This is a genomic window from Pantoea sp. EKM101V (assembly GCF_011800325.1).
GTDB classification, from domain to species: domain Bacteria; phylum Pseudomonadota; class Gammaproteobacteria; order Enterobacterales; family Enterobacteriaceae; genus Pantoea; species Pantoea anthophila.
This window is the reverse complement of the sequence record NZ_JAALFP010000001.1, coordinates 237,315-263,104: the sequence shown is the minus strand read 5'-3', so window position 1 is coordinate 263,104 and position 25,790 is coordinate 237,315. Positions and strand designations below refer to the sequence as shown.

Below are 25,790 nucleotides of genomic sequence, written 5' to 3'. Positions count from 1 at the left end.
GGGTGTTTATGAGGGAGGGAAGAATCAAGACAGAAGAATATGGTGTGAAAATCGTGACATTATTTCGCTGACAAAAGTCTGTGAACCGGCCAGCAGTAATGAAATTTATAATCGACTGAATCTTTTAAGCGCGACGAATAATTGCATTGTAATGGTGCAATAAAACCGTCGATTGCACCATTACGGATCAGGTTTACGCTTCGCTGCCTGAAATAAGTGAGGCGTTAATTGAGCAGTCCGGGAAATATAGACTTCAGGCCGGTAACAACAAACTCAATACCCAGGGCCATCAGTAACAGTCCCATGATACGGGTAATCACGTTAATACCAGTCTGTCCCAGTATCCGCACCATCAAAGGCGCGGCCCGAAACAGCAGCCAGCAACATAAGGCAAAAATGGCAATCGCCAGCGTAAAGCCCAGCAGGTTAAGCCAGCTGTGATAGCGGGTGCTCCAGACAATCGTCGAACTGATGGCACCCGGACCGGCCATCAGGGGAAGCGCCAGAGGCACTACGCCAACGCTTTCACGAATGGCCGTTTCTGACTTCTCCTGTTTGTTCTGCTTATCCTCGCCCAGCTTGCCACTGATCATCGACATCGCAATGGTCACGACCAGAATCCCGCCCGCAATGCGGAACGAGTCAATCGAGATGCCAAACACCCGCAGAATCGCATCGCCGAGGAACAGCGAGGTCCAGAGGATAATAGCCACCGCCAGGTTGGCGGTTAGATTCGTTTTATTGCGTTCAGCTGCCGCCTGATAGCGGGTCATACTGATGAACACCGGAATAATGCCGACCGGATTAACCAGCGCGAACAGCCCGACAAAGAATTTTATATAGCCTGAAAGATCTAACAGTGCAGGGTTCACGACATGGCTCCGTAACGCTGGGGGGGAAATCGCGCCTAATGTAAGTGAAAAGCGGCACAGACGCCAGATGCATACGCCGCTATTTATGCCACTTAAGGCGGAACCCATAGCGGATTCCCCCAGCGTTCCGAATGAGACTGGATTTTGTCGCTATGGCAAGCCGGCTTACATGGTGCAAACAGATTCGAAACAAGGTGGCGCAAAAAGCCCGGCTGAAAGGTGTCAGCATGGGGTTAAATTGATTTGCATCAAAATTACCCTACCCCAAACCAGGTAATCTTTTCGTAACGGAAGTATTAGCAGTTTCAATGAAAATCTGGCGGACTGCCTGACAAGACTCTTTTAGTAAACAGTTGAAAATCCATGCATTTCGGGCCGATAGGACGCGTTATGACGGCGTGACTATACTCAGGGCGCAGGATTGTTTACTAAAAAAGTTTAACTTCCTCAGGAGAACACCATGGCCGTTACGAATGTCGCTGAACTCAATGCACTGGTTGAACGTGTAAAAAAAGCCCAGCGTGAATATGCCAATTTTTCTCAACAGCAGGTCGACGCCATTTTCCGTGCCGCCGCCCTCGCCGCCGCAGACGCTCGTATTCCTCTCGCCAGAATGGCCGTTGCCGAATCCGGCATGGGCATTGTCGAAGACAAAGTCATTAAAAACCATTTTGCGTCAGAATATATCTACAACGCCTATAAAGATGAAAAGACCTGCGGTGTGTTAGCCACCGATGACACCTTCGGCACCATCACTATCGCCGAACCTATTGGTCTGATTTGCGGCATTGTGCCGACCACTAACCCCACCTCTACCGCCATCTTTAAAGCGTTAATCAGCCTGAAAACCCGCAACGGTATTATCTTCTCGCCACACCCCCGTGCCAAAGATGCCACCAACAAAGCGGCGGACATCGTGCTGCAGGCTGCCATTGCAGCCGGTGCGCCAAAAGATATTATCGGCTGGATCGATGCCCCCTCCGTTGAGCTGTCAAACCAGCTGATGCACCACCCTGACATTAACCTGATCCTCGCCACTGGCGGTCCGGGTATGGTGAAAGCGGCCTACAGCTCCGGTAAACCCGCCATCGGCGTAGGTGCCGGTAATACGCCAGTGGTGATTGATGAAACCGCCGACCTGAAACGGGCCGTCGCCTCGATTCTGATGTCCAAAACCTTCGATAACGGGGTGATCTGCGCCTCGGAACAGTCGGTCATCGTGGTTGATGCGGTCTACGACGCAGTGCGTGAGCGTTTTGCCAGCCACGGCGGTTACCTGCTGCAGGGCGCGGAGCTGAGCGCAGTGCAGAATATCATTCTGAAAAACGGCGGTCTGAACGCCGCCATCGTCGGCCAGCCCGCGTTCAAAATTGCGGAGATGGCAGGCATCAGCGTGCCACCCAGCACCAAAATCCTGATTGGCGAAGTGAAGCTGGTGGACGAATCTGAACCCTTTGCCCATGAAAAACTTTCGCCAACCCTGGCAATGTACCGGGCGAAAGATTTCAACGACGCGGTAGATAAAGCAGAAAAACTGGTCGCCATGGGCGGTATCGGCCACACCTCGTGCCTCTATACCGACCAGGATAACCAGACCGAGCGTGTTCACTACTTTGGCGACAGGATGAAAACCGCACGTATTCTGATCAATACGCCCGCTTCTCAGGGCGGTATCGGGGACCTCTACAACTTCAAACTGGCCCCCTCTCTGACGCTGGGTTGTGGTTCATGGGGCGGCAACTCGATTTCAGAGAACGTCGGTCCGAAACACCTTATCAACACCAAAACTGTCGCCAAGCGAGCTGAGAATATGTTGTGGCATAAACTTCCTAAATCTATCTACTTCCGTCGCGGTTCCCTGCCTATTGCGCTGGAAGAGGTGGCAACGGACGGCGCGAAACGGGCCTTTATCGTGACTGACCGCTTCCTGTTTAATAACGGTTATGCCGATCAGGTCACCCGCGTCCTGAAATCACACGGTATTGAAACGGAAGTCTTCTTTGAAGTGGAAGCCGATCCGACGCTGAGCATTGTGCGTAAAGGTGCCGAGCAGATGAACAGCTTTAAACCGGACGTTATCATCGCGCTGGGTGGCGGCTCTCCGATGGACGCAGCGAAAATCATGTGGGTCATGTATGAACATCCGGAAACCCACTTTGAAGAGCTGGCGCTGCGCTTCATGGATATCCGTAAACGTATCTACAAGTTCCCGAAAATGGGCGTCAAGGCGCGCATGGTGGCCATCACCACCACATCCGGCACCGGTTCAGAAGTGACACCGTTTGCCGTCGTCACCGATGATGCGACAGGCCAGAAATATCCTCTCGCTGACTATGCGCTGACCCCGGATATGGCGATTGTCGATGCCAACCTGGTGATGGAAATGCCCCGCTCACTCTGTGCCTTCGGCGGCCTGGATGCGGTTACCCATGCGCTGGAAGCCTATGTGTCTGTGCTGGCGAATGAATACTCAGACGGCCAGGCACTGCAGGCACTGAAACTGCTGAAAGAGAACCTGCCCGCCAGCTACGCGGAAGGTGCCAGAAATCCGGTGGCGCGCGAACGTGTTCACAATGCGGCCACTATCGCCGGTATCGCCTTTGCCAACGCCTTCCTTGGGGTCTGTCACTCCATGGCGCATAAGCTGGGTTCAGAGTTCCATATTCCGCATGGTCTGGCTAACGCCTTGTTAATCTCGAACGTCATCCGCTACAACGCAAATGACAACCCGACCAAGCAGACCGCGTTCAGCCAGTATGACCGCCCACAGGCGCGCCGTCGCTACGCGGAGGTTGCTGACCACCTGGGCCTGAGCGCCCCTGGCGACCGCACCGCGCAGAAAATTGAGAAGCTGCTGGCCTGGCTGGATGAGATTAAAACTGAGCTCGGCATTCCGACCTCTATCCGTGAAGCCGGCGTACAGGAAGCGGACTTCCTGGCCAAAGTCGACAAGCTGGCCGATGATGCGTTTGATGATCAGTGTACCGGCGCAAACCCACGCTATCCGCTGATTGCCGAGCTGAAACAGATTATGCTCGACACCTACTACGGCCGTGAGTTTGTCGAACCTTTCTCAAGCGTTGCCGAAGCGGTCGCTGAACAGCCGGTAAAAGAAGTTAAAGCGGAGAAGAAAGCGAAGAAAGTCTGATAGTACCGTTCTGATAACCTGATAAAAAAACCCGCCGCGGCGGGTTTTTTACTGGCTAAAAGCATGTCAGATGACCGGCGTATGTGCGCCGTGAATCGCCTGCAGCGAGCCCTGCTCTATGGCCTGTTTATAGTGCTTACGGCAGACCGAGATGTAGCGTTCATTCCCCCCGATGACTACCTGCTCACCTTCACTGAAAGGCTTCCCTTCGCTGTCCAGTCGCAGCACCATGCTGGCCTTGCGGCCACAGTGACAGATGGTTTTGAGTTCGACCAGCTTATCGGCCCACGCCAGCAGATACTGACTGCCAACAAAGAGTTCGCCGCGAAAATCGGTACGCAGGCCATAACAGAGCACCGGAATATCAAGATCGTCGACCACATCAGAGAGCGCTTTGACCTGCTCACGGGTGAGAAACTGGCTCTCATCGACCAGCACGCAGTGAATAGGCTGTGCGGCATGTTCCGCCGCAATGTCGCTGAACAGCGCGGTATCGGCATTATAGAGCAAGGCTGGTGACGAGAGTCCGATACGTGAGCTTACCTGACCAGCCCCAAAACGGTTGTCGATTTCGGCAGTGTAGACCAGCGAGCGCATGCCCCGCTCCTGATAGTTATAGGAGGATTGTAACAGTGCGGTCGATTTCCCTGCGTTCATCGCAGAGTAATAGAAATAGAGTTGGGCCATAGGAGCGTATCTTCATCAGGACTGAACAGAATGGTGCGCATATTATCACAAAGCACAGCCCATGCATTGCTGCTGAGAGAGGGAGAATGCCTGACAGATAGCCGGAATTTTCATCAGGAACCGTTTCCAGTGCCGATGGGCTCTGTCGCAGAGTGAAATAGGTTTTTCTTATTTCAACCGCAATAAAAGAGATGACATTATTTGCAGCAACTTAAATACATTAAATTTATTTCATAACGGCATGAGGGAGATTATTTCTTCCGGGCATCGCTTTGATTTTTTATGATCAACATTATTTTTTAATTTTCATTTTATTCGCTGAAGAAATACGTTTGTGATTGAAGTTATTTAATGTCACCACTACTATTAGCGGGCAACACAACTTCTCCCTTATTCAGAGACCAGGACAATGAGCGAAGCACTAAAAGTTCTTAATAATATTCGTACGCTGCGCGCCCAGGCCAGAGAGTATTCCATTGAAACACTGGAAGAGATGCTGGAAAAACTGGACGTAGTGGTAAAAGAACGTCGCGAAGAAGAGTCGCATTTCCAGGCTGAAAATGAAGAGCGCGCGCGCAAGCTGAATCAGTATCGTGAAATGCTGCTGGCTGATGGTATTGACCCTTCTGAGCTGGTCAGCATGCTGACTGAAACACGCGCGACAGCAAAAAGCAAACGTTCGGTGCGTCCGGCTAAATATGGTTATACCGATGAAAAAGGTGAGTCAAAGACCTGGACCGGTCAGGGCCGCACGCCAGCCATAATTAAAAAAGCGCTGGAAGAAGAGGGTAAAAAGCTGGACGATTTTTTACTGTAACGGCGCGTTATTTTGCTGCCCGACGGGCAGCCTGAGGTGGAATAAAAAAAAGGAAGCGTACGCTTCCTTTTTTATTCAGACGCGATAGAAATCACGATACCAGTCAACGAAGCGCTTTACGCCCTCCTCCACACTGGTCTGGGGTTTAAAACCAATCGCCTTAAACAGAGCTTCGGTGTCGGCACTGGTTTCCAGCACATCACCGGGCTGCATCGGCATCAGATTTTTCTTCGCGGCCATCCCCAGTGCTTTTTCAATCGCCTCAATATAGCTCATCAGCGTTACCGGCTGACTGTTACCGATATTATAAACACGATACGGTGCTGAACTGGTTGCTGGCGATCCCGATTCAACCGTCCAGTGATCGTCCTGCTGCGGAATCACATCCTGCAGACGCACAATCGCTTCCGCAATGTCATCAATATAGGTAAAGTCGCGCTTCATCTGCCCCTGGTTATAGACATCAATCGCCTCACCGGCAATCATTGCGCGGGTGAATTTAAAGAGTGCCATATCCGGACGGCCCCACGGGCCATAGACGGTGAAGAAGCGTAATCCAGTGGTCGGCAGCTGATAAAGGTGCGAGTAAGTATGAGACATTAACTCGTTCGCTTTCTTCGTCGCTGCATATAAAGAGACAGGATGATCCACACTGTCGTCCGTTGAGAACGGCATTTTACGATTCAGGCCATAAACGGAACTCGACGACGCGTAGAGCAGATGTTCAATTTTATGATGACGGCAGCCTTCAAGAATATTGAGGTGACCTGTCAGATTGGAATCTGCATAAGCATGGGGATTTTCGATGGAGTAGCGGACGCCAGCCTGCGCGCCAAGATGAATAACGCGCTGAAAATTATACTGCCCGAACAGTGACGCTATCGCGTCACGGTCGGCCAGATCCCGCTCGATAAAAGTAAAGCCAGGTTCAGCATTAATTAAATCGAGACGGGCACGCTTGAGATTTACGTCGTAATAATCATTCAGGTTGTCGATACCGACAACCTGGTGACCGGCGGCCAGCAGACGCTGACTGACATGAAAACCAATAAAGCCTGCGGCGCCGGTGACCAGAAAGTTCATAAATCCCTCGTTAATTATGCAGTTTGAATAGACGCTCCGCGGCCGATTGCATAATAAACGAAACCGCGTTTGCTGATACGCTCTGGATCATACAGGTTACGACCATCAAAAATCACGGCTTCTTTCAGCGCATTTTTGATAACGTCGAAGTCTGGCGCACGGAAGTTCTGCCACTCCGTACAGATGACCAGACCGTCTGCGCCCTGCAGTGCCGCTTCTTTGGTTCCCATCAGCTTAAGATCGCTGCGGTGACCATAGATACGCTGCGCTTCATCCATCGCTTCCGGGTCAAACGCCTGAACAGACGCGCCTGCTTCCCACAGCGTTTCCATCAGCACACGGCTGGAGGCTTCACGCATGTCGTCAGTGTTCGGCTTAAATGACAGGCCCCAGAGAGCAAACGTCTTACCCTTCAGATCGTCGCCAAAATGGCGTTTGATGAAGGTTGGCAGCTTGTTTTTCTGGTTGTCATTGACATCTTCCACAGCCTGCAACAGACGTGGCTGATAGCCAATAGACTCCGCTGTACGGATTAACGCCTGCACATCTTTCGGGAAGCAGGAGCCACCGTAGCCACAGCCAGGATAGATGAAGTGGTAGCCGATACGGGGATCGGAACCGATGCCCTGGCGTACTTTTTCAATATCCGCGCCTAAACGCTCAGCCAGGTTGGACATCTCATTCATAAAGCTGATTTTGGTCGCCAGCATGCAGTTTGCTGCATACTTGGTCAGCTCTGCGCTGCGGATATCCATCATGATCATGCGATCGTGGTTGCGGTTAAACGGCTCATAAAGCTCGCGTAACAGCTCGACCACGTCATCGTTGTCGGTACCGACAACGATGCGCTCAGGACGCATGCAGTCATTCACTGCCGCACCTTCTTTCAGGAATTCCGGGTTCGACACCACATCAAAGGTGATGTTGGCGTCACGCGATTTCAGCGTTTCCGCCATCACCGCACGAACTTTGTCTGCTGTGCCAACCGGTACGGTTGATTTGTCGATAACCACTTTGTGATCGTTCATATGCTGCGCAATGGTGCGCGCTACGGCGGTCACATATTTCAGATCGGCAGAGCCGTCTTCATCCGGTGGTGTACCTACTGCAATAAACTGCATAACACCATGGTTTACGCCCTGTGCAGCATCAGTGCTGAACTTCAGACGACCCGCTTCGTAATTGGACATTACCAGCGGGGTTAAACCTGGTTCGAAAATAGGAATGATGCCTTTTTTCAGATTTTCGACTTTGTTTGCGTCGACATCAATGCAGAGAACGTCATGTCCGACTTCGGCTAACACCGCAGCCTGAACCAGACCGACATAGCCGATACCAAATACAGTGACTTTCATCGAGTTATCCTGTGTTTATAAATTACTTTTTGTTGCCAACTGCGCTATCGAGCCATTCAGAGAAATCTTTGCCCAATACCGGATGACGAACACCGTACTCAACGAAAGCCTGCATGTAGCCCAGTTTGTTACCACAGTCATGGCTTACGCCTTTCAGGTGATAAGCTTCAACGGTCTCTTTTTCCATCAGCATGGCGATAGAGTCGGTCAGCTGAACTTCGCCGCCCGCACCCGGAGGCGTCTTCGCCAGCAGAGGCCAGATGTCTGCAGACAGAACATAACGACCTACGACCGCCAGGTTAGATGGCGCTTCGGTCGCTTTTGGTTTCTCAACCACACCCACCATCGGTGCGCTGTCGCCTGGGTTCAGTTCTGCGCCCTGGCAATCGACAACACCGTAAGCGGTTACATCGGCAACCGGCTCAACCATAATCTGGCTGCGGCCTGACTCTTCATAACGGGTCAGCATCTCGGCCAGGTTATCTTTGGTTGGGTTAGATTCATATTCGTCGATGATGACGTCTGGCAGGATAACGGCAAACGGCTCGTTACCGATCAGTGGGTGTGCACACATCACTGCGTGGCCCAGGCCTTTCGCGATACCCTGACGAACCTGCATGATGGTCACGTGTGGCGGGCAGATTGACTGGATTTCATCCAGCAGCTGACGCTTAACACGTTTTTCCAGCATAGATTCCAGTTCGAAGCTGGTATCAAAATGGTTTTCGATGGCATTTTTAGATGAATGCGTAACCAGCACAATCTCGTTGATGCCTGCAGCGATACACTCGTTAACGACATACTGGATTAACGGCTTATCAACCAGCGGTAACATCTCTTTTGGAATCGCTTTGGTGGCCGGGAGCATACGCGTACCCAAACCCGCGACCGGGATTACCGCTTTTTTTACTTTGGTATTATTGGCAGACATTAAGTTACCTCTCTCATAGGCCGTTCAAGTTAATACTTGATATGTCGGTTTAAAATCGAAAATGAGTATATCAGTTAGTATCGAACGGATTTATCCTGGAAGGCATCAATCCGTCGAAATTAAGACTATTACCCAACTGTAAAGCTAAGTTCTGGCCCTGTCCTCAGCGCCAGAATCTTTCCATTTTTGCCGTTTATTCTTCTGCTGACAGCATCAGCCGAATGCGACCACCCGCGCCCCAGACGTGGCACTGCCAGTTGTCTGCGCGCTGACTGATTTGATTGAGGTGGGTGCTACCCATAGTGCCAAGGGGAACACCATTACTGAGCTGAATCTGATGGGTATCAACGTGAAGCGTGGCATTTAATCCGGCCGAGACCAGGATCAGATTTTTCAGACCACGATGATAGTAGCCCACCAGCAGAGGGAACTGGCCGCTGAGGTTCGCCTGGCGCAGCAGCAGATTGACCTGTCTGAGCAGCCCGTTAAGTTCCGGCAGACGCTGTTTTTGCCCGGAGAGCTGCTCCTGAAGCAGGCCGTTAAACAGCGCACGCAGCAGCAGAGCGGCCAGCACGCCATTATCACCCGCACGGGTGACGTCCAGACAGTAGAAGGCCAGGTCCTTTTCAGAGAGCGCCGCAATGTCGAGCACCAGGCCCGGCTGTTCGGCCATCGTCAGCTGACGATAGTTAACCCGGCAGTTGGCGACGGTCTGTTGCACCGGCGGCTGGAGTTGTTTGAGCAGTTTGGCGGCCGCTTTCGGGTCGCGGACCAGGGCGTCCCAGTCCTGGAACAGCTGCTCATCCTCTTCCACCTTTGAGGTGAACATGGAGGGATAGAGACATTCATAGACCGCTTCGCGGAAGCGTTCCAGATTTTTCAGTGGTTTAAGCAGCACATCCTGCACGCCAAGGCGCAGCACATGTGCGATGTCAGACATATTTTCTGTCGCTGAGATAATCAAAATCGGCACAACGTTACCGCGGGTACGAATGTGCTCAACGAACTGAATACCGCTCATACGGGGCATTTCGAGATCGCTGATGATCAGGTCGACAGTATGCTGTTGTAGTTGTGCAATTGCTTCCAGTCCATCTTCCGCTTTTAACGTTACAGCACCCATCGATAACAAAAATTGGTCCAGCAACGAACGGAAAACAGCCTCATCTTCGACAATGAGTATCTTTTTGCCGAGTAGTGGTTTTTCCATTCTTTCCCCCTGCCTGCCAGATAATTCAATAGTGGTTCATAAAACGCAGTTGCGCCTTCAGAATTGCGTAAAGTCACCGTTTTGAATGAACAACCTGATTATCTGCCACGGACCAGTGGTAACAGTTCATCCATTTTCTTTTCCACGGCGGCCCTGCCTGCCTCAATGGCCTCTTCAGCCCGATGAAAGTCCAGCGTTGAAATCTGCGGACAGACCGGCTGTATTAAAACATCGGGTGGATCGCCTGCCATACGGTTGCGCTTCAGGCGATTTTCCAGCACCTGGATAGAGGTTGACATAATCTCCATCGCACCCGGTGACTGAGACGCACGGCGCTGGGTGAAACTCACCAGTCGCTGACGCAGCTTTCCACCCCAACTCAATGCCGCTGCAGCGGCTTCTTCTTCACTATTTTTAGGCGTAACGGAAAACAGATCCTGCTGCATTAAATGCGCGTCATGCTGCAGGTCAACCGCAATCACAATGTCTGCACCCAGCGCGCGGGTCAGTGAGATCGGCACCGGATTGACGACGGCACCATCCACCAGCCAATACCCATTGTAGCCCACCGGCGGTAATAAACCTGGCATACTACAGGAAGCGCGAACCGCCTGATGCAGATCGCCCTCCGTCAGCCAGAGCTCCCGCCCCGTGCTGAGATTGGTGGCCACCACGCCGAAAGGTTTACTGCACTGCTCTATCGCATCATTGGGGATCAGCTGACGCACATGGTTAAAGACCCGCTCACCGCGCAGCAGTCCGCCCCGTTGCCAGGAGACATCCATCAGCCGGATCACATCCCAGTAGCGAAACGCACTGACCCACTTTTCCATCAGCGGCAGCCGGTTATTCACATAGGCTGACCCGACTAGCGCGCCGACAGAGCAACCCGCCACGACGTCGATCCCGATACCCGCACGCTCCAGTGCGTTGATCACGCCAATGTGCGCCCATCCTTTCGCCGCGCCGGCCCCCAGCGCCAATCCTATTTTTACCTTTCTCATTTGTATCTGGTCCTGCCGTCAATACGTAGCGTCACAGCGTGGGGTCAGCTAACATAGCGCGCTTATGAAACCGACTCATCATTTTCGGGAGCTAATGTGTCAGAAACCTGCCCATGTTGTAGCGGACAGCAGTATAGCGTATGTTGCGAGCCCTTTCTGCAGGGTAACCAGATTCCTGTTACGGCTGAACAACTTATGCGCTCCCGCTACTGTGCCTATGTTAAGCACAATGCCGAATATCTGGTCGCGACCTGGCATCCTGACAAACGTCATCCGGAGATGTCAGGGCTTTTATCTGAAAGTTTTTCCGGTACCGATTGGCTTAGCCTGAATGTAACCCGTTGTAATCATGGAAGCCATGATAATGAAGCGTTCGTGACTTTTTTTGCGCGATACCGCGAGAAAACGAACATTCATGCCATTCATGAGTGTTCCCGCTTTCTTCGCGAGGATCAACGCTGGTACTATGTTGACGGTTCCGTGCCGCCCGTTGGGCGCAACGATCGTTGCCCGTGCGGCAGTGATAAGAAATACAAAAAATGTTGTGGTTGAGCTGAAGGCTGAGCCCGCAGTTTAACCCCTAATGCTTTGACAGGACTCTGATTGAGATGCAAGCGCAAACCATGCAAAGAAAAGTTTTACGAACCATTTGTCCCGATGCAAAAGGTCTGATCGCCAAAATCACCAATATTTGTTACAAGCACGAACTCAATATCGTGCAGAACAATGAGTTTGTTGATCATCGCACCGGGCGTTTTTTCATGCGTACCGAGCTGGAAGGCATCTTCAACGACAACACCCTGCTGGCCGATCTCGACAGCGCCCTGCCCCAGGGGTCAGTGCGTGAACTGCACAGCGCCGGTCGCCGTCGCGTGGTGATTCTGGTCACCAAAGAGGCGCACTGCCTGGGTGACCTGTTAATGAAGAGCGCGTTTGGCGGTCTGGATATGGAGATTGCCGCGGTCATTGGTAACCATGACACGCTGCGTTCGCTGGTTGAGCGGTTTGATATTCCCTTCGTTCTGGTGAGTCACGAGGGACTGACGCGGGAAGAGCATGATAACCGCATGGTGGAAGAGATTGACCGCTATCAGCCCGATTATGTGGTGCTGGCGAAATATATGCGCGTTCTGACCCCTGCCTTTGTGCAGCGCTTCCCGAACCAGATTATTAACATTCACCACTCTTTCCTGCCTGCCTTTATCGGTGCCCGGCCTTATCATCAGGCCTACGAGCGTGGCGTGAAGATCATTGGTGCCACCGCGCACTACGTGAATGACAATCTCGATGAAGGCCCGATCATCATGCAGGATGTGATTAATGTCGATCACAGCTATACCGCTGACGAGATGATGCGTGCGGGTCGTGACGTCGAAAAAAACGTACTGAGCAACGCCCTCTATAAAGTGCTGGGGCAGCGCGTCTTCGTTTACGGCAACCGTACGATTATTCTTTAATCAGCCAGCGCGCTGAATTGACTGCGGATTCAGCGCTACGCGTAAAAAGTGGGCAAACAGTTCCTGTTTTGCCAGTGGGCGCTTTACACCCTTATCGCATTTGGTATGATGCGCCCCGCTTTGAGAGTGAAAGATTCAGGCCATGGTGGGATTCCCGAGCGGCCAAAGGGAGCAGACTGTAAATCTGCCGTCACAGACTTCGAAGGTTCGAATCCTTCTCCCACCACCATCTGAATCTGAATACGCCTCAAGCCAGCATTATCCCCGGTGGGATTCCCGAGCGGCCAAAGGGAGCAGACTGTAAATCTGCCGTCACAGACTTCGAAGGTTCGAATCCTTCTCCCACCACCATCCTGCATTCAGCACATTTCCCCTAATCGATACATCAGCTTCCTGTTCTGCGGGGAGAGGGATGAGAACCCCCTGCTGACAGAGCACCTCCACGTTTTTCAAACGTTCTGCCCCCTCTTCTGCCATGACTTTTTCAGTAAAAATCGCTACCATCACCGCCTCTCATTTTCTGAACCATGGTTGACCTCATGAAATTTGTTTCATTCAACATCAATGGGTTGCGCGCCCGACCTCATCAGCTTCAGGCGCTGGTTGAACAGCATCAGCCCGATGTCATTGGCTTACAGGAAACCAAAGTCCATGACGAAATGTTCCCGCTGGAAGAGGTCTCAAAGCTGGGTTATCACGTTTTCTATCACGGTCAGAAAGGCCACTACGGCGTGGCACTGCTCACCAGAATGCAGCCGGTTTCAGTGAGCCGGGGCTTTCCGGGAGAGGATGAAGAGGCACAGCGCCGGTTGATCATGGCGGAAATTCCCAGCCCGGTCGGCGACATCACGGTCATTAACGGCTATTTCCCGCAGGGTGAAAGCCGCGACCATCCCACCAAGTTTCCGGCAAAAGAGAAGTTCTATCGCGACCTGCAGCGTCTGCTGACCGAAGATCTGCCTGCCGATAAACCGGTTCTGATCATGGGTGACATGAATATCAGCAGCACCGATCGGGATATTGGAATTGGCGAGGATAGCCGCAAGCGCTGGCTGCGAACCGGTAAATGCTCCTTCCTGCCGGAAGAGCGCGAGTGGATGGATCGGCTGCTGGGCTGGGGCCTGGTTGATACCTGGCGTGAACATAACCCGGAAGTCGCCGATCGCTTCTCCTGGTTTGATTACCGTTCAAAAGGTTTCGATGATAATCGCGGCCTGCGCATCGATCTGGTGCTGGCAAGCAAAAATCTGGCAGCACACTGCGTTGAAACCGGCATTGATTATGAGATCCGTGGCATGGAGAAGCCCTCTGATCACGCTCCCATCTGGTCGCTGTTTCGCTTTTAACTGATGGTCGCGTGGCAGAGCGCCACGCGACACTTATTTCACGATCTTCCAGATCAGGTTGTTGGTGCCGATGGAGTGCTCATCCCGGGCGCACTGCAGCAGCACCCCTTCCGACTTCACCACCGCGCCTTCACTGTAGTTACGGTTTTCAAAAATACAGCAGCGCAGGCAGTCTGGCTGACGTCGCTCTGCCTGCGTCCAGGCTTCCGGCGGCATATCCACTACCACATCGGTGTTCACACCGTTATTACCGGGTGGCATCGACTGATAGCGACCGTTGGCCTGAACTGCGCTGGTTGCCAGCGACAGGGCCAGCACCATCAATACTGAGTAACGCCTCATTCCGTCTCCTTCACTTTACGTCTGGTTTTGCGCACCGGACGCTTCTGTCCGGTGGAGGGTAATCCCCGAAAGGCATGCGCCGCAGGCTGCTGTCGCGCCTGGTGGATCAGACCGGTTAAGGTCTGGACCAGGGGTTGCATAAATTCCTCATAACGACAGGCCTTTTCACTGATACGGGTCAGTGTCGACTCCCACTGCGCCGTCATATCCGGGCGGGCAGCCAGATCGGGCAACGAGTGAATCAGGGCGCGTCCGGCCTCGGTCGCGTTGATATATCGCCCTTTCTTCACCAGGAAACCACGACGAAACAGCAGTTCAATAATGCCAGCCCGCGTCGCTTCCGTTCCTAAACCATCGGTCGCACGCAGCACTTTCTTTAATTCTTTATCCTGAACGAACCGGGCAATACCGGTCATCGCAGAGAGAAGCGTGGCATCGGTGAACGGACGCGGCGGCTGAGTTTGCTTCGCCAGCACCTCGCCGCGCTCGCACAACAGCGTATCCCCTTTCGCCACCACCGGCAGCGGCATGCCGTCATTCTCCTCGTCACGCTCTTTGCTGCCCAGCAGTGCACGCCAGCCCGCCTCCGCCAGGAAACGCGCTTTCGCAACAAATTTTCCCCCGGCAATTTCGAGGTCGATGACGCACTTACGGAACACCGCATCCGGGCAGAACTGCATCAGATACTGGCGCGCCACCAGCTCATAAATATGCTGCTCGTTTTCTGTTAGCTTTACCGCGCCGGCGCGGGCCGTCGGAATAATGGCGTGGTGGGCATCCACCTTTTTATCATCCCAGCAGCGGTTGCGCCGATCCGCATCGAAATCAGCGGGCGGGGTCAGCTGTGACTGATGCGCCTGAATCGCCTTAAGTACTGCATGACGCCCGGCAAAATGCTCTTCGGGCAGATAGCGGCTGTCCGAACGGGGATAGGTAATCAGCTTGTGGGTTTCATACAGCCGCTGACAGGTATCCAGTACCGTCTGCGCACTCAGCCCGTAACGTTTTGCCGCCTCAATCTGCAGGCTGGAGAGGGAGAATGGCAGTGGTGCCCCCTCGTTTTCCCGTTTATCGCTGTAGGCCGTGACCGTCGCTGGCTGACCGGTAATCCGGGCCACCACATGATCTGCCAGGGCGCGTCTGAGCAGACGGCCCTCTTCATCCTGCCACGGCTCACAGGCTTCGCTGGGGATCCAGCTGGCCACAAACCGGGTGCCATCAGGCGTGACGATATGGGCTTTAACTTCGAAATACTCTTTCGGCAGGAAGTTTTCAATCTCTTCATCACGCCGCACCACCAGCCCGAGCACCGGGGTCTGCACCCGGCCAACCGACAGCACGCCATCATAGCCTGCATTTCGCCCCAGCAGTGTCCAGGCGCGGGTCATGTTAATGCCATAGAGCCAGTCTGCCCGGGCGCGAGCCAGCGCCGAAACACACAGCGGAATAAATTCGCGATTCTCACGCAGACGGTTGACCGCCCGATCCACCGCCTGCGGATTGAGATCGTTGATCAGGCAGCGCTGCACTTTGCTGCGCTTTTCCGCGGGCAGCTTCAGGTAGTCGAGCACTTCATCGACCAGCAGCTGACCTTCGCGATCCGGGTCACCGGCATGCACCACTTCTGTCGCCTGTGCCAGCAGTCCCTCGACCACCTTCAGCTGTTTCGCGACCGACGGGCGCGGTTGCAGCTGCCATTTTTCGGGAATAATCGGCAGATCCGCCAGCGACCAGCGTGCATAGCGGCTGTCATAAGTGTCGGGCTGCGCCTGCTCCAGCAGGTGCCCTACGCACCAGGTGACAATCTGATCGTTGCCGCAGGCAATAAATCCATCACCCCGTCGATGCGGTTTCGGCAGTACATCGGCAATCGCACGTCCCAGGCTCGGTTTTTCCGCAATAAACAAACGCATTGAATCAGCTAGTCCTTAACATCAGGGAAACGGAGAGTAACCGGCTCGGCTGTCGGTGTAAATTCAGGGCTATGTTAGCCTGGCAGGCCTGCTGGCGTAAGCATGACGCGCAGTGTTAGCGATCGTTCGCACAGGAACCGTGCAAAAAGCAGGGCTGAGAAGGCCCTGCTGCCAGCGGATAAAGAGGATCAGAAATAACGCACGAAAGGCGTGGTGTCAGGCGGGAGAACCGTAGTGCTTGATTTCAGTTGTGGCGTGCCCAGATAGAGGAAGCCGACAATGGCATCCTGCTCCCGGCAGCCAAATGCCTGCCGCACCTGCTCGTCATCGGTCCAGGGACCGCTGCGCCAGATGCCGTTGTAACCCTGCGCGACGGCGGCCATCTGCATTGCCATGACTGCACAGCTGGCTGAGGCAATCTGCTCCCAGCGCGGCACTTTATGATGCTCCTCGCAGTGGGCCACCACCGTGATGATCATCGGAGCGCGAAACGGCGACTGACTTGCTTTGTTAATCGCCTTTTCATCCAGCTGTTTTTCCCGTGCCGCCCGCTCCAGCAGCTGGCTCATCCGATCGCGCCCCTCCTTTTCCACAATGACGAAGCGCCAGGGTTGCAGGGTGCCATGATCCGGGGCGCGCATGCCCGCTCGCAGGATATTTTCAAGGATCTCACCCGCCGGGGCAGGTTCACTCAGGCGTGAGGCCGAACGACGATTTACCAGTAATTCAAGGGCGTCCATGTTTCTCTCCCGATCTCTGTATTGTTGCCTTCATCCTGGCACAGCCAGATTTTTTGTAACAGTGCGCGGTGATTTCCTGCTGACTTTTAACACGACGCTCTTTAGGATGAGCTCGTCGGGGAAGCCGGGGCCGCGCGGCGGCCACTTCCTGCTACATATTTATGGAGAGTCTGATGCGCACATTGTGGCGAATAATCGCAGGTCTGTTCCGCTGGAGCTGGCGGGTATTAAATTTTATCAGGGAATTCATTCTGAATATTTTCCTGATTTTGTTGATTGTGGTGGGTGTAGGGATCTGGCTGCAGGTCAGTGGCTCTGGCAGCAGTTCAGCCCCCATTCAGCAGGGCGCACTGAAAGTCGATCTCAGCGGTGTGCTGGTCGATAAACCCTCAGTGAGCAACCGCCTCAGCAAAATTGGCCGTCAGTTACTGGGCGCCAGCAGCGACCGTTTGCAGGAAAACTCACTGTTTGATGTGGTCGATGCCATTCGCCAGGCGAAAGATGACAGCAACATCAAAGGGATGGTGCTCGATTTACGTGAGTTTGCGGGCGGCGATCAGCCGTCACTGCAATATGTGGGTAAAGCGCTGCGGGAATTTCGTGACAGCGGCAAGCCGATTTATGCTCTGGGCGACAGCTACAGCCAGGCGCAGTATTACCTTGCCAGCTACGCCACCAGAATCTATCTCTCACCGCAGGGCACCGTGGATCTGCACGGTTTCGCCACCAACGGGCTTTATTACAAAACCCTGCTGGAAAAGCTGAAAGTGACCTCGCACGTTTTCCGCGTCGGCACCTACAAATCGGCGGTCGAACCTTTCCTGCGGGATGATATGTCCCCTGCTGCCCGTGACGCAGACAGCCGCTGGATTGGTCAGCTGTGGCAGAACTACCTGAACACCGTGTCGGCGAATCGTCAGATTACGCCGGAACAGCTGTTCCCGGGTGCGGCGGCGATTATTGCCGGGTTGAATGCAGTCAAAGGTGACACCGCGCAATATGCGCTGGATAACAAGCTGGTCGATGTTCTGGACTCGCGCGCGGCGGCCGATCAGGAGCTGGTAAAAACCTTTGGTCTGGATAAGCAGACTAACGATTACCGCAGCGTCAGCATCTATGACTACAGCGTGAAGTCCGCCTCAGCACAGCAGGATGGCAACATCGCCGTGGTGCTGGCCAGCGGTGCTATCATGGATGGTGAAGAGACGCCGGGCAACGTCGGTGGCGACACCACGGCGGCGCAGATCCGCGATGCGCGTCTCGATCCCAAAATCAAAGCGATTATTCTGCGGGTGAACAGCCCGGGCGGCAGCGTCACCGCCTCTGAAGCGATTCGCGAAGAGCTGGCGGCGGCGCAGGCAGCGGGCAAACCGATTGTGGTTTCGATGGGCGGTATGGCCGCATCCGGCGGCTACTGGATCTCAACGCCTGCCAGTTATATCGTGGCGAACCCCAGCACGCTCACCGGCTCGATTGGCATCTTCGGGGTCATCAATACCCTGGAAAACAGCCTGGATAGCATCGGGGTTCACACCGATGGTGTCGCAACCTCGCCGCTGGCGGATATTTCCACCACCAAGGCACTGCCTGCTGAAGTGCAGCAGCTGATGCAGCTGACCATCGAAAATGGCTACCGCAACTTCGTTGGCCTGGTGGCGAAGTCCCGCCATAAAACGCCGGAACAGATCGATGCGATAGCCCAGGGCCACGTCTGGACCGGCAGCGATGCGAAAGCCAATGGTCTGGTGGATGCGCTGGGTGACTTTGACGATGCGGTGAAGAAAGCGGGTGAGCTGGCCAAAGTCAGCAAGCCGCAGCTAAGCTGGTATCAGGATGAGCCGGGCTTCCTGGATCTGATCCTGGGTCAGATGAATGCCTCAGTGCAGGCCGTGCTGCCTGCCACGCTTAAGGCCTGGCTGCCCGCTCCTATGCTGGATGTGATGAGTGCGATGAAAGCCCAGCCGGGTCTGCTGGACCATCTCAACGATCCGCAGAACCGTTACGCATTCTGCCTCAACTGCGGCGAAGTGCGATAAACCTCGCAGCCCGGCCGCTGGTCGGGCTGCTTTTCCCCGCTATTCCCCTTATACTGCGCGTTTTACGGCAAGTCTGAGTGTTTTCATGCAAAAGAAAAATATCTATGTAGCCTACACGGGCGGGACAATCGGTATGCAGCGTTCGGCGCAGGGCTATATTCCGGTTTCCGGCCACCTGCAACAACAGCTGGCAGACATGCCGGAGTTCCACCGCCCTGAAATGCCTGATTTCACGATTCACGAATATCAGCCGCTGATCGACTCCTCTGACATGACGCCGGAGGACTGGCAGTCTATCGCTGAAGATATCCGCCAGAACTACGATCGCTATGACGGATTTGTGATCCTGCATGGCACAGACACCATGGCCTTCACCGCCTCCGCGCTCTCATTTATGCTGGAAAATCTGGCCAAGCCGGTTATCGTCACCGGCTCACAGATTCCGCTAGCGGAATTACGCTCGGACGGTCAGCAGAATCTGCTGAACTCCCTTTATGTGGCGGCCAACTATCCGATTAGCGAAGTGTCGCTGTTTTTCAACAACACGCTCTATCGCGGTAACCGGACCACCAAGGCGCATGCCGATGGCTTTAACGCCTTTGCCTCGCCTAACCTTCCGGCGCTGCTGGAAGCGGGTATTCATATCCGCCGCCTCAATACGCCGCCAGCCCCTGCCGGTCAGGGAGAGCTGAAAGTTCACACCATTACCCCGCAGCCGATTGGCGTGGTCACTATCTATCCGGGTATCTCTGCGGATGTGGTGCGTAACTTCCTGCGTCAGCCGGTGAAAGCGCTGATCCTCCGCTCCTATGGCGTAGGTAATGCGCCACAGAACAAAGAGTTTCTGGCTGAACTGCAACAGGCCAGCGAACGTGGCATCGTCGTGGTGAACCTCACCCAGTGTATTTCAGGCAAGGTCAATATGGGCGGCTACGCCACCGGCAATGCGCTGGAACATGCGGGCGTGATCAGCGGATCGGATCTGACCGTGGAAGCGGCACTGACCAAACTACACTTTTTACTCAGCCAGGATCTCTCTGCCGATCAAATCCGCGCCCGGATGCAGCAGAATCTGCGCGGCGAACTGACCGAAGACTGACTACGGAGCGAATCAGAATGAAGCGGGCACTCATCATTATTGATATACAGAACGATTTTTGCCCCGGCGGCCCGATGGCAGTCCATGAGGGAGACCAGACGGTCGACGTGGCAAATCGCTATGCGCGAGCCTTTCGCGAGAACGGGGAATGCGTGCTGGCCCTGCAGGACTGGCATCCGGCCGACCATGGCAGTTTCGCCTCGGTCTCCGGTGAGCCGGTCTATACCCTGGGTGAGCTGAACGGTCTGGCACAGATCTGGTGGCCGGATCACGGCATACAGGGCTCGGCCGGCGCAGACTTTCACCCCGGCCTGGATCGTTCGCTGTTCGATGCAACCTTCCACAAGGGTCAGGACCAGGATGTCGACAGTTACAGCGCCTTTTTTGACAATGGTCATCGCCGTAAAACCGAGCTGGACAGCTGGCTGCGCGAGCGTGGCATCACTCATCTGGTGATGCTGGGGCTGGCGACCGACTACTGCGTTAAATACAGCGTGCTGGATGCACTGGAGCTGGGTTATCACGTTGAGGTGGTCAAAGAGGGCTGCCGCGGCGTCAATCTGAATCCTGAAGACAGCGAGATCGCTTTTGCGCAGATGACCGCGCAGGGCGCGGTTCTGATTTAATACAGAGCTGGCAGGACGCCAGCTTTTTTTTAGTGCAGATGAATACGGGTCACATCCGATTCAATGCCGAACTCTTCCTTCAGCTCTTTTTTTGACTTCATCACCATCTCCCCCCCTTTGCCTATGGTCATGTGCTGCGGCGCATCGTTGTGTCTCGCCTGCCACATCATGACCAGCTGCAGGCAGTTGTCACGCTGCTCCTGGGTCAGGGCCACGCCGTCCGGCCACTTACCGATCTCCACCGCCGTTGCCAGACGCTGATAGACTTCCGGCGTCATTGACGCCAGCATGGCTTCCAGTTGTTCCTTCATCGCCTTTACCCTCTGGTCTGTTCGCCCTGCTCATCGGTGAAATTCAGCGAGGCGGAGTTTACACAGTAGCGTTCGCCGGTAGGCTGCGGACCATCCGGGAAAACATGCCCGAGGTGCGCGTCACAGCTGCCGCAGCGGATCTCCACGCGCTGCATACCGTGAGAGTTGTCTTCGATATAGCGAATCGCCTCATCACTGACCGGCTGATAGAAGCTGGGCCAGCCACAGCCTGAGTCATATTTGGTTTCTGACAGAAAAAGGGGCGCTTCACACACCAGACAGTGATAGATGCCCTCCTGCTTGTTGTGCAACAGGGCGCCGCTGTAAGGCGGTTCCGTTCCGCGATGCTGAGTAACGTAGCGCTGCATTTCAGTCAGCTGCGCAATTTTTGCTTCGGGTGCGGTCTCTTTAGCCATTTTAGGATTCCGGGCAGTGCCATTCTGAAAATTTCGTCTATTATTCTAACAAATGATCAACATAACCCGGGTCTTTTTTTGTGCTCACCCTTTCACTCTGCCCATCGCAAAGCGGATTTGTGACTTCGATCACCTTTTATCCGGAGCATCCCTATATATTCGGCGATTGATTCAATGAAGCGCGATATCATTGGCGGCGCGCAAGCGGTTGCGCACCGAATAATTCCTCTCAGGCGAATTGATTTGTCGCAACAATTGACACGATTCCGCTTGACGCCTGGTAAGGTTTTTGTAATTTTACAGGCAACCTTTTATTCACTAACAAATAGCTGGTGGAATATATGACTATCAAAGTAGGTATCAACGGTTTCGGCCGTATCGGTCGCATCGTTTTCCGTGCTGCACAGAAGCGTTCTGACATCGAAATCGTTGCTATCAACGACCTGCTGGACGCGGATTACATGGCGTACATGCTGAAGTATGACTCTACTCACGGTCGTTTCGACGGCACCGTAGAGGTTCAGGATGGCGCACTGATCGTAAACGGTAAAAAAATCCGTGTTACTGCTGAACGTGACCCGGCTAACCTGAAGTGGGATGAAGCAGGCGTTGACGTTGTTGCAGAAGCAACCGGTATCTTCCTGACCGACGAAACCGCACGCAAACACATCACCGCAGGTGCTAAGAAAGTCGTTCTGACCGGTCCATCTAAAGATGACACCCCAATGTTTGTTCGTGGTGCAAACTTCGACAAATATGAAGGCCAGGATATCGTTTCTAACGCATCCTGTACCACTAACTGCCTGGCACCGCTGGCAAAAGTCATCAACGACAAGTTTGGTATCGTTGAAGGCCTGATGACCACCGTTCACGCGACCACTGCTACGCAGAAAACCGTTGATGGCCCGTCTCACAAAGACTGGCGCGGCGGCCGCGGCGCATCGCAGAACATCATCCCTTCATCAACTGGCGCAGCGAAAGCCGTTGGTAAAGTTCTGCCAGAGCTGAACGGCAAACTGACCGGTATGGCGTTCCGCGTGCCTACCCCTAACGTTTCCGTTGTTGACCTGACCGTGCGTCTGGAAAAAGCGGCATCTTACAAAGAAATCTGTGCTGCGATTAAAGCTGCTGCAGAAGGCGAGATGAAAGACGTTCTGGGCTACGTTGAAGATGACGTGGTTTCTACCGACTTCAACGGCGAAGTCCTGACTTCCGTGTTTGACGCTAAAGCGGGTATCGCGCTGAACGACAACTTTGTGAAACTGGTTTCCTGGTATGACAACGAAACTGGCTACTCAAACAAAGTTCTCGACCTGATTGCACTGGTTTCTGCTAAATAAGGCAGCCATACATCATTGAGAACAAGGGCGACTTCGGTCGCCCTTTTTTTGATCCGCACAGGAAGGAATCGAACATGCAAGACAAACTGTTTTCTCTGCCGGTAGTCACGCAGATCTCCCCTTACCTCTCGCAGCGCCAGGTGGGTGAATTACCGACCATTGTCGTCAGCCATCCTAAAGTCCGGGCGGCGATTACGCTGCAGGGCGCACACCTGATCGCCTGGCAACCCAGCGGTGAAAAGCCGGTGCTCTGGCTGAGTGATAAGAGCCTCTTCTCACCGGGTAAAGCCATTCGCGGCGGCGTGCCAATCTGCTGGCCCTGGTTTGGCCCCGCTGGTGAACCGGCACACGGTTTTGCCCGGGTTCAGCCGTGGAAGCTGACCGCGCATGACGAAAATGATGAGGGGGTGATGCTGACGCTGGTGCTGGAGAGCAATCCCCAGACGCTGAAACTCTGGCCACATGAGTTTACCCTGATTGCCCGCTTCCGCCTGGGTGAGCATTGCGAGATTGAGCTGGAAGCCTATGGTGACTATGAGGCCACGGCGGCGCTGCACAGCTACTTCAGCGTGAGCGATATCAGTGGTGTAGAGGTCTCCGGTCTCGGCAACAGCTATATCGATAAAGTGAACAACGGCGAGACCGGCAGCAGCGACGGCAGACAGCGTTATCCTGGCCGCATCGACCGCATCTTCACCGCGCCGGAAAATTGCTCGGTGATTCATGACACAGCGGGTCAGCGTCAGGTCGAGGTTTATCATCACCATCAAAGTGACGTTGTCACCTGGAACCCCGGCGTAGAACTCTCCTGTAGCATGGCCGATATGGCGAATGAGGGTTATAAAACGATGGTCTGCGTGGAAACCGCGCGCATCAGTAAACCGCTGCGCAGTGCGGGCGAGAAACCGGCACGGCTGGCCACGACGTTCCGTCTGAAAAAGAAAGCCGCCGCCAGCGACAAGGCTATCGGCTAAACGATATCCAGCGGTAATTTATGCTGCGGTGCAGGCCAGGCGCGATCGATAAGCTGAAGCTCTTCGTCGGTCAGCACCACCTCCAGCGCCGCAGCATTCTCCTGCACGTGGGCCACAGAGCTGGCTTTAGGGATAGCGATCACGCCAGGCTGACGAATCACCCACGCCAGCAGAAGCTGCGCCACGCTGATGCCCTTCTGCTGTGCAATCTGAGTCAGCAGAGGATCGGTAAAGAGCGTATCCCGCAGCCGACCCGCCTGCGCCAGGGGACAGTAGGCCATCACCGGCACGCCCCGCTGCTGACAGGCTGGCAACAGATCAAACTCAATACCGCGTGACGCCAGATGGTAGAGAACCTGATTGGTCGCACAGTGTTCCCCATTGGGTTCATCCCACAGTTCGGCCATGTCATCTGTATCGAAGTTTGACACCCCCCAGAAACGAATCTTGCCCTGCTGCTGCAGCGTTTCCATCGCGCGCAGTGTCTCTTCCAGTGGAATATTTCCGCGCCAGTGCAGCAGGTAGAGGTCGAGGTAATCCGTCTGTAACCGGCGCAGACTGCGCTCGCAGGCTTCAATCGCATCCGAGTGACCTGCATTCCAGGGATAGACTTTGGAGACCAGCAGGGCCTGATCGCGGCGGCCGCGCAGCGCCTCACCGACGACCTCTTCCGCGCCGCCATCCGCATACATTTCGGCCGTATCAATCAGCCGTAACCCGCAGTCGAGTCCGGCCTGCAGGGCAGCGACTTCACGGGCACGCTGCGACGGATTTTCACCCATAAACCAGCTGCCCTGACCGATAACCGGCAGCGACGCATGGCCGGCAAACGTCATTCTGTTGCGCATTCTCTTCCCTTACCCCATTACGGGGCCCTGTAAAAGAACAGAGGGCGGTAAACGCCCTCTTTTAGTGCATACTCAGAAGCTGTAGCTGACGCCGGTCCAGACCGTCGCCTGCCCGCTTTTATCAATCATCGGGCTGTCTTTGATTTCGCTGTCAAAGCGGGTGTAACGCCCTACTACTCCGACGTTCCACTGCGTGTCAATCTGATAGCTGGCGCTCAGCTCAACATAAGGTGACCAGCTGTCATCCGGATTATAACGATTGATGCCGGTCCGGGCGCTCTCATGACCGGAGACACCGTAGTAATAACGGTTCTGATTGGCACTGTTCCACATGGCACCGATGCCTGGCGTCAGGCTGAAGTCGCCCATCTGGAAGCGATAGAGATAGGTCAGGTCCCAGATGACGCCGTTGCTGTTGTTCAGCACATCACCCAGCAACGCGGTGCGGACAATCCCCCAGTCTGCCGTGTGACGGTAAGTGGCACCGCCCATCAGCGTCATGCGGCGCTTATCCAGTCCTTTCATATCGCCCAGATCGTTGTCGCTGGGTTTGTACTCCTGCGGTGACCCCAGCAGGGTCAGCGACAGCTGATTCTGCGGATCTTTCCACAGGTAGTAACCGCCCTGCAGGCTGCGGAACCAGAAGTTTTCACCTTCGTAGTTGATCACCGGAACCGGAAGATACCGGTCCTGTCCGCCGCGATACGGTGACTCAGCGTAGATGACCGATGCACCCAGAGAAAGCGGATCGGCACTCGCCTGCCCGGTAAGTAAATAACAGGGCAGAAGGGCAACAAGCGTCTTAAATTTGAATTGGTTCACAATTTATTCATTCCATAAATATAACAATCAAACCCTAAGTCTAACGGTTTTTTACCGCTGGATTAACTTATATCAAAATCCTTTAAGTCAGTTACCGATGCAGGTGGCATTAAAGGTTAAAAGTACGTTAAGTTAATGCTTCAGTCAGTTGAACCCATCTCACAACAAATCAAAATTGCCGTTGATCTTCCCCGCATTCACGCAAACCCACGGAGGAAATTTCTTAGAAGCCATCTACAGTTAGAAGTAACAGCAAAGAGTTTGGACGAGCAGAGTAACCACAAACGTGGTGTATCCCGATAAAAAAGATCAGGTTGGCATAAGGGTTGCTGTACTCAACAGAGAATATCTTCCGGGAGCTGCTACAAGCCTCTAATTACGCTCCTTACCTGTGCTAAAAACGAAAGGACGGG

Annotated in this window: 25 protein-coding genes and 2 tRNA genes; 12 read left to right on the top strand and 15 right to left on the bottom strand. The window is 54.1% G+C overall.

The window, feature by feature from the left end:
* Positions 1 to 224 precede the first annotated feature (224 nt).
* A complete protein-coding gene (locus tag HFD92_RS01345) occupies positions 225 to 872 on the bottom strand; it encodes a YchE family NAAT transporter (RefSeq protein WP_009089907.1) in 648 nt (215 codons plus the stop codon).
* Between the two features lie 460 nt (positions 873 to 1,332).
* On the opposite strand from HFD92_RS01345, the gene adhE reads away from it, so the two are divergent.
* Entirely contained in the window at positions 1,333 to 4,020 is a 2,688-nt protein-coding gene (adhE, locus tag HFD92_RS01340) for a bifunctional acetaldehyde-CoA/alcohol dehydrogenase (protein ID WP_009089906.1), read from the top strand.
* Positions 4,021 to 4,086: 66 nt separating this feature from the next.
* On the opposite strand, the gene tdk is transcribed toward adhE, so the two are convergent.
* On the bottom strand, positions 4,087 to 4,707 hold the full coding sequence (tdk, locus tag HFD92_RS01335) for a thymidine kinase (RefSeq protein WP_009089905.1): 621 nt from the start codon (positions 4,705 to 4,707) through the stop codon (positions 4,087 to 4,089).
* A gap of 409 nt (positions 4,708 to 5,116) precedes the next feature.
* On the opposite strand from tdk, the gene hns reads away from it, so the two are divergent.
* Positions 5,117 to 5,524: a histone-like nucleoid-structuring protein H-NS gene (hns, locus tag HFD92_RS01330; protein ID WP_009089904.1), complete on the top strand. Its 408-nt coding sequence runs from the start codon at positions 5,117 to 5,119 to the stop codon at positions 5,522 to 5,524.
* A 75-nt stretch (positions 5,525 to 5,599) separates the two neighbouring features.
* Here hns and HFD92_RS01325 read toward each other — a convergent pair whose 3' ends face one another.
* The 5 genes from HFD92_RS01325 to rssA form a co-directional block, all read right to left on the bottom strand.
* Entirely contained in the window at positions 5,600 to 6,607 is a 1,008-nt protein-coding gene (locus HFD92_RS01325; protein ID WP_154928226.1) for an NAD-dependent epimerase, read from the bottom strand.
* A 14-nt stretch (positions 6,608 to 6,621) separates the two neighbouring features.
* A complete protein-coding gene (locus tag HFD92_RS01320; RefSeq protein WP_046101926.1) occupies positions 6,622 to 7,962 on the bottom strand; it encodes a UDP-glucose/GDP-mannose dehydrogenase family protein in 1,341 nt (446 codons plus the stop codon).
* Positions 7,963 to 7,984: 22 nt separating this feature from the next.
* Complete coding sequence (gene galU, locus HFD92_RS01315) at positions 7,985 to 8,893, bottom strand: UTP--glucose-1-phosphate uridylyltransferase GalU (protein WP_009089901.1); 909 nt, start codon at positions 8,891 to 8,893, stop codon at positions 7,985 to 7,987.
* A 193-nt stretch (positions 8,894 to 9,086) separates the two neighbouring features.
* Complete coding sequence (gene rssB, locus HFD92_RS01310) at positions 9,087 to 10,103, bottom strand: two-component system response regulator RssB (RefSeq protein ID WP_009089900.1); 1,017 nt, start codon at positions 10,101 to 10,103, stop codon at positions 9,087 to 9,089.
* Between the two features lie 98 nt (positions 10,104 to 10,201).
* On the bottom strand, positions 10,202 to 11,107 hold the full coding sequence (gene rssA / locus HFD92_RS01305; protein ID WP_009089899.1) for a patatin-like phospholipase RssA: 906 nt from the start codon (positions 11,105 to 11,107) through the stop codon (positions 10,202 to 10,204).
* 96 nt (positions 11,108 to 11,203) lie between these two features.
* Between rssA and HFD92_RS01300 the strand changes: the two genes are divergently transcribed.
* From HFD92_RS01300 to HFD92_RS01285, 4 genes are all read left to right on the top strand, one after another.
* Positions 11,204 to 11,659 (top strand): YchJ family protein, encoded by a 456-nt coding sequence (locus tag HFD92_RS01300; RefSeq protein WP_072052716.1) that lies wholly within the window; start codon positions 11,204 to 11,206, stop codon positions 11,657 to 11,659.
* A 56-nt stretch (positions 11,660 to 11,715) separates the two neighbouring features.
* The gene (gene purU / locus HFD92_RS01295; protein ID WP_009089897.1) at positions 11,716 to 12,564 is read left to right on the top strand and encodes a formyltetrahydrofolate deformylase; all 849 of its coding nucleotides are present in this window, start codon (positions 11,716 to 11,718) and stop codon (positions 12,562 to 12,564) included.
* Between the two features lie 144 nt (positions 12,565 to 12,708).
* Positions 12,709 to 12,793, top strand: a tRNA-Tyr gene (locus HFD92_RS01290).
* A 37-nt stretch (positions 12,794 to 12,830) separates the two neighbouring features.
* A tRNA-Tyr gene (locus tag HFD92_RS01285) sits at positions 12,831 to 12,915 on the top strand.
* Here the strand turns inward: HFD92_RS01285 and HFD92_RS01280 are convergent.
* Positions 12,877 to 13,071, bottom strand: a complete 195-nt coding sequence (locus HFD92_RS01280) for a hypothetical protein (protein ID WP_167428142.1) — start codon at positions 13,069 to 13,071, stop codon at positions 12,877 to 12,879. The two genes, HFD92_RS01285 and HFD92_RS01280, sit on opposite strands and share 39 nt — an antisense overlap.
* A 32-nt stretch (positions 13,072 to 13,103) precedes the next feature.
* Between HFD92_RS01280 and xthA the strand changes: the two genes are divergently transcribed.
* Positions 13,104 to 13,910 carry an exodeoxyribonuclease III gene (gene xthA / locus HFD92_RS01275; protein ID WP_167428141.1) on the top strand — a complete coding sequence of 269 codons (807 nt, stop codon included), beginning with the start codon at positions 13,104 to 13,106 and terminating at the stop codon, positions 13,908 to 13,910.
* Between the two features lie 33 nt (positions 13,911 to 13,943).
* Here xthA and HFD92_RS01270 read toward each other — a convergent pair whose 3' ends face one another.
* The 3 genes from HFD92_RS01270 to HFD92_RS01260 all read right to left on the bottom strand — a co-directional run bounded on the left by HFD92_RS01270 (position 13,944) and on the right by HFD92_RS01260 (position 16,905).
* Positions 13,944 to 14,252, bottom strand: a complete 309-nt coding sequence (locus tag HFD92_RS01270) for a YnjH family protein (RefSeq protein ID WP_009089895.1) — start codon at positions 14,250 to 14,252, stop codon at positions 13,944 to 13,946.
* Positions 14,249 to 16,165 (bottom strand): DNA topoisomerase III, encoded by a 1,917-nt coding sequence (locus HFD92_RS01265; protein WP_009089894.1) that lies wholly within the window; start codon positions 16,163 to 16,165, stop codon positions 14,249 to 14,251. The genes HFD92_RS01270 and HFD92_RS01265 overlap by 4 nt, the downstream gene beginning before the upstream one ends.
* A 188-nt stretch (positions 16,166 to 16,353) precedes the next feature.
* The gene (locus HFD92_RS01260) at positions 16,354 to 16,905 is read right to left on the bottom strand and encodes an NAD(P)H nitroreductase (RefSeq protein ID WP_009089893.1); all 552 of its coding nucleotides are present in this window, start codon (positions 16,903 to 16,905) and stop codon (positions 16,354 to 16,356) included.
* Between the two features lie 173 nt (positions 16,906 to 17,078).
* Here HFD92_RS01260 and sppA point away from each other — a divergent pair, with 173 nt between their 5' ends.
* The 3 genes from sppA (at position 17,079) to pncA (ending at position 20,666) form a co-directional block, all read left to right on the top strand.
* Positions 17,079 to 18,941: a signal peptide peptidase SppA gene (gene sppA, locus HFD92_RS01255; RefSeq protein ID WP_009089892.1), complete on the top strand. Its 1,863-nt coding sequence runs from the start codon at positions 17,079 to 17,081 to the stop codon at positions 18,939 to 18,941.
* An 85-nt stretch (positions 18,942 to 19,026) separates the two neighbouring features.
* Positions 19,027 to 20,040, top strand: a complete 1,014-nt coding sequence (gene ansA, locus HFD92_RS01250) for an asparaginase (RefSeq protein WP_009089890.1) — start codon at positions 19,027 to 19,029, stop codon at positions 20,038 to 20,040.
* Positions 20,041 to 20,057: 17 nt separating this feature from the next.
* Entirely contained in the window at positions 20,058 to 20,666 is a 609-nt protein-coding gene (gene pncA, locus HFD92_RS01245; RefSeq protein ID WP_058957288.1) for a bifunctional nicotinamidase/pyrazinamidase, read from the top strand.
* Positions 20,667 to 20,695: 29 nt separating this feature from the next.
* Here pncA and HFD92_RS01240 read toward each other — a convergent pair whose 3' ends face one another.
* Together HFD92_RS01240 and msrB are read right to left on the bottom strand one after the other, a co-directional pair.
* Positions 20,696 to 20,977 (bottom strand): YeaC family protein, encoded by a 282-nt coding sequence (locus HFD92_RS01240; RefSeq protein ID WP_009089887.1) that lies wholly within the window; start codon positions 20,975 to 20,977, stop codon positions 20,696 to 20,698.
* Positions 20,978 to 20,982: 5 nt separating this feature from the next.
* On the bottom strand, positions 20,983 to 21,393 hold the full coding sequence (gene msrB / locus HFD92_RS01235) for a peptide-methionine (R)-S-oxide reductase MsrB (RefSeq protein ID WP_046101932.1): 411 nt from the start codon (positions 21,391 to 21,393) through the stop codon (positions 20,983 to 20,985).
* A gap of 341 nt (positions 21,394 to 21,734) precedes the next feature.
* On the opposite strand from msrB, the gene gapA reads away from it, so the two are divergent.
* Entirely contained in the window at positions 21,735 to 22,733 is a 999-nt protein-coding gene (gapA, locus tag HFD92_RS01230; protein ID WP_046101933.1) for a glyceraldehyde-3-phosphate dehydrogenase, read from the top strand.
* A gap of 74 nt (positions 22,734 to 22,807) precedes the next feature.
* Positions 22,808 to 23,707, top strand: coding sequence for a D-hexose-6-phosphate mutarotase (locus HFD92_RS01225; protein WP_167428140.1), 900 nt, complete (start codon positions 22,808 to 22,810; stop codon positions 23,705 to 23,707).
* On the opposite strand, the gene HFD92_RS01220 is transcribed toward HFD92_RS01225, so the two are convergent.
* Positions 23,704 to 24,555, bottom strand: coding sequence for an aldo/keto reductase (locus HFD92_RS01220; protein ID WP_111207573.1), 852 nt, complete (start codon positions 24,553 to 24,555; stop codon positions 23,704 to 23,706). The two genes, HFD92_RS01225 and HFD92_RS01220, sit on opposite strands and share 4 nt — an antisense overlap.
* 72 nt (positions 24,556 to 24,627) lie before the next feature.
* The gene (locus tag HFD92_RS01215; protein ID WP_167428139.1) at positions 24,628 to 25,377 is read right to left on the bottom strand and encodes a MipA/OmpV family protein; all 750 of its coding nucleotides are present in this window, start codon (positions 25,375 to 25,377) and stop codon (positions 24,628 to 24,630) included.
* Between the last annotated feature and the right edge of the window lie 413 nt (positions 25,378 to 25,790).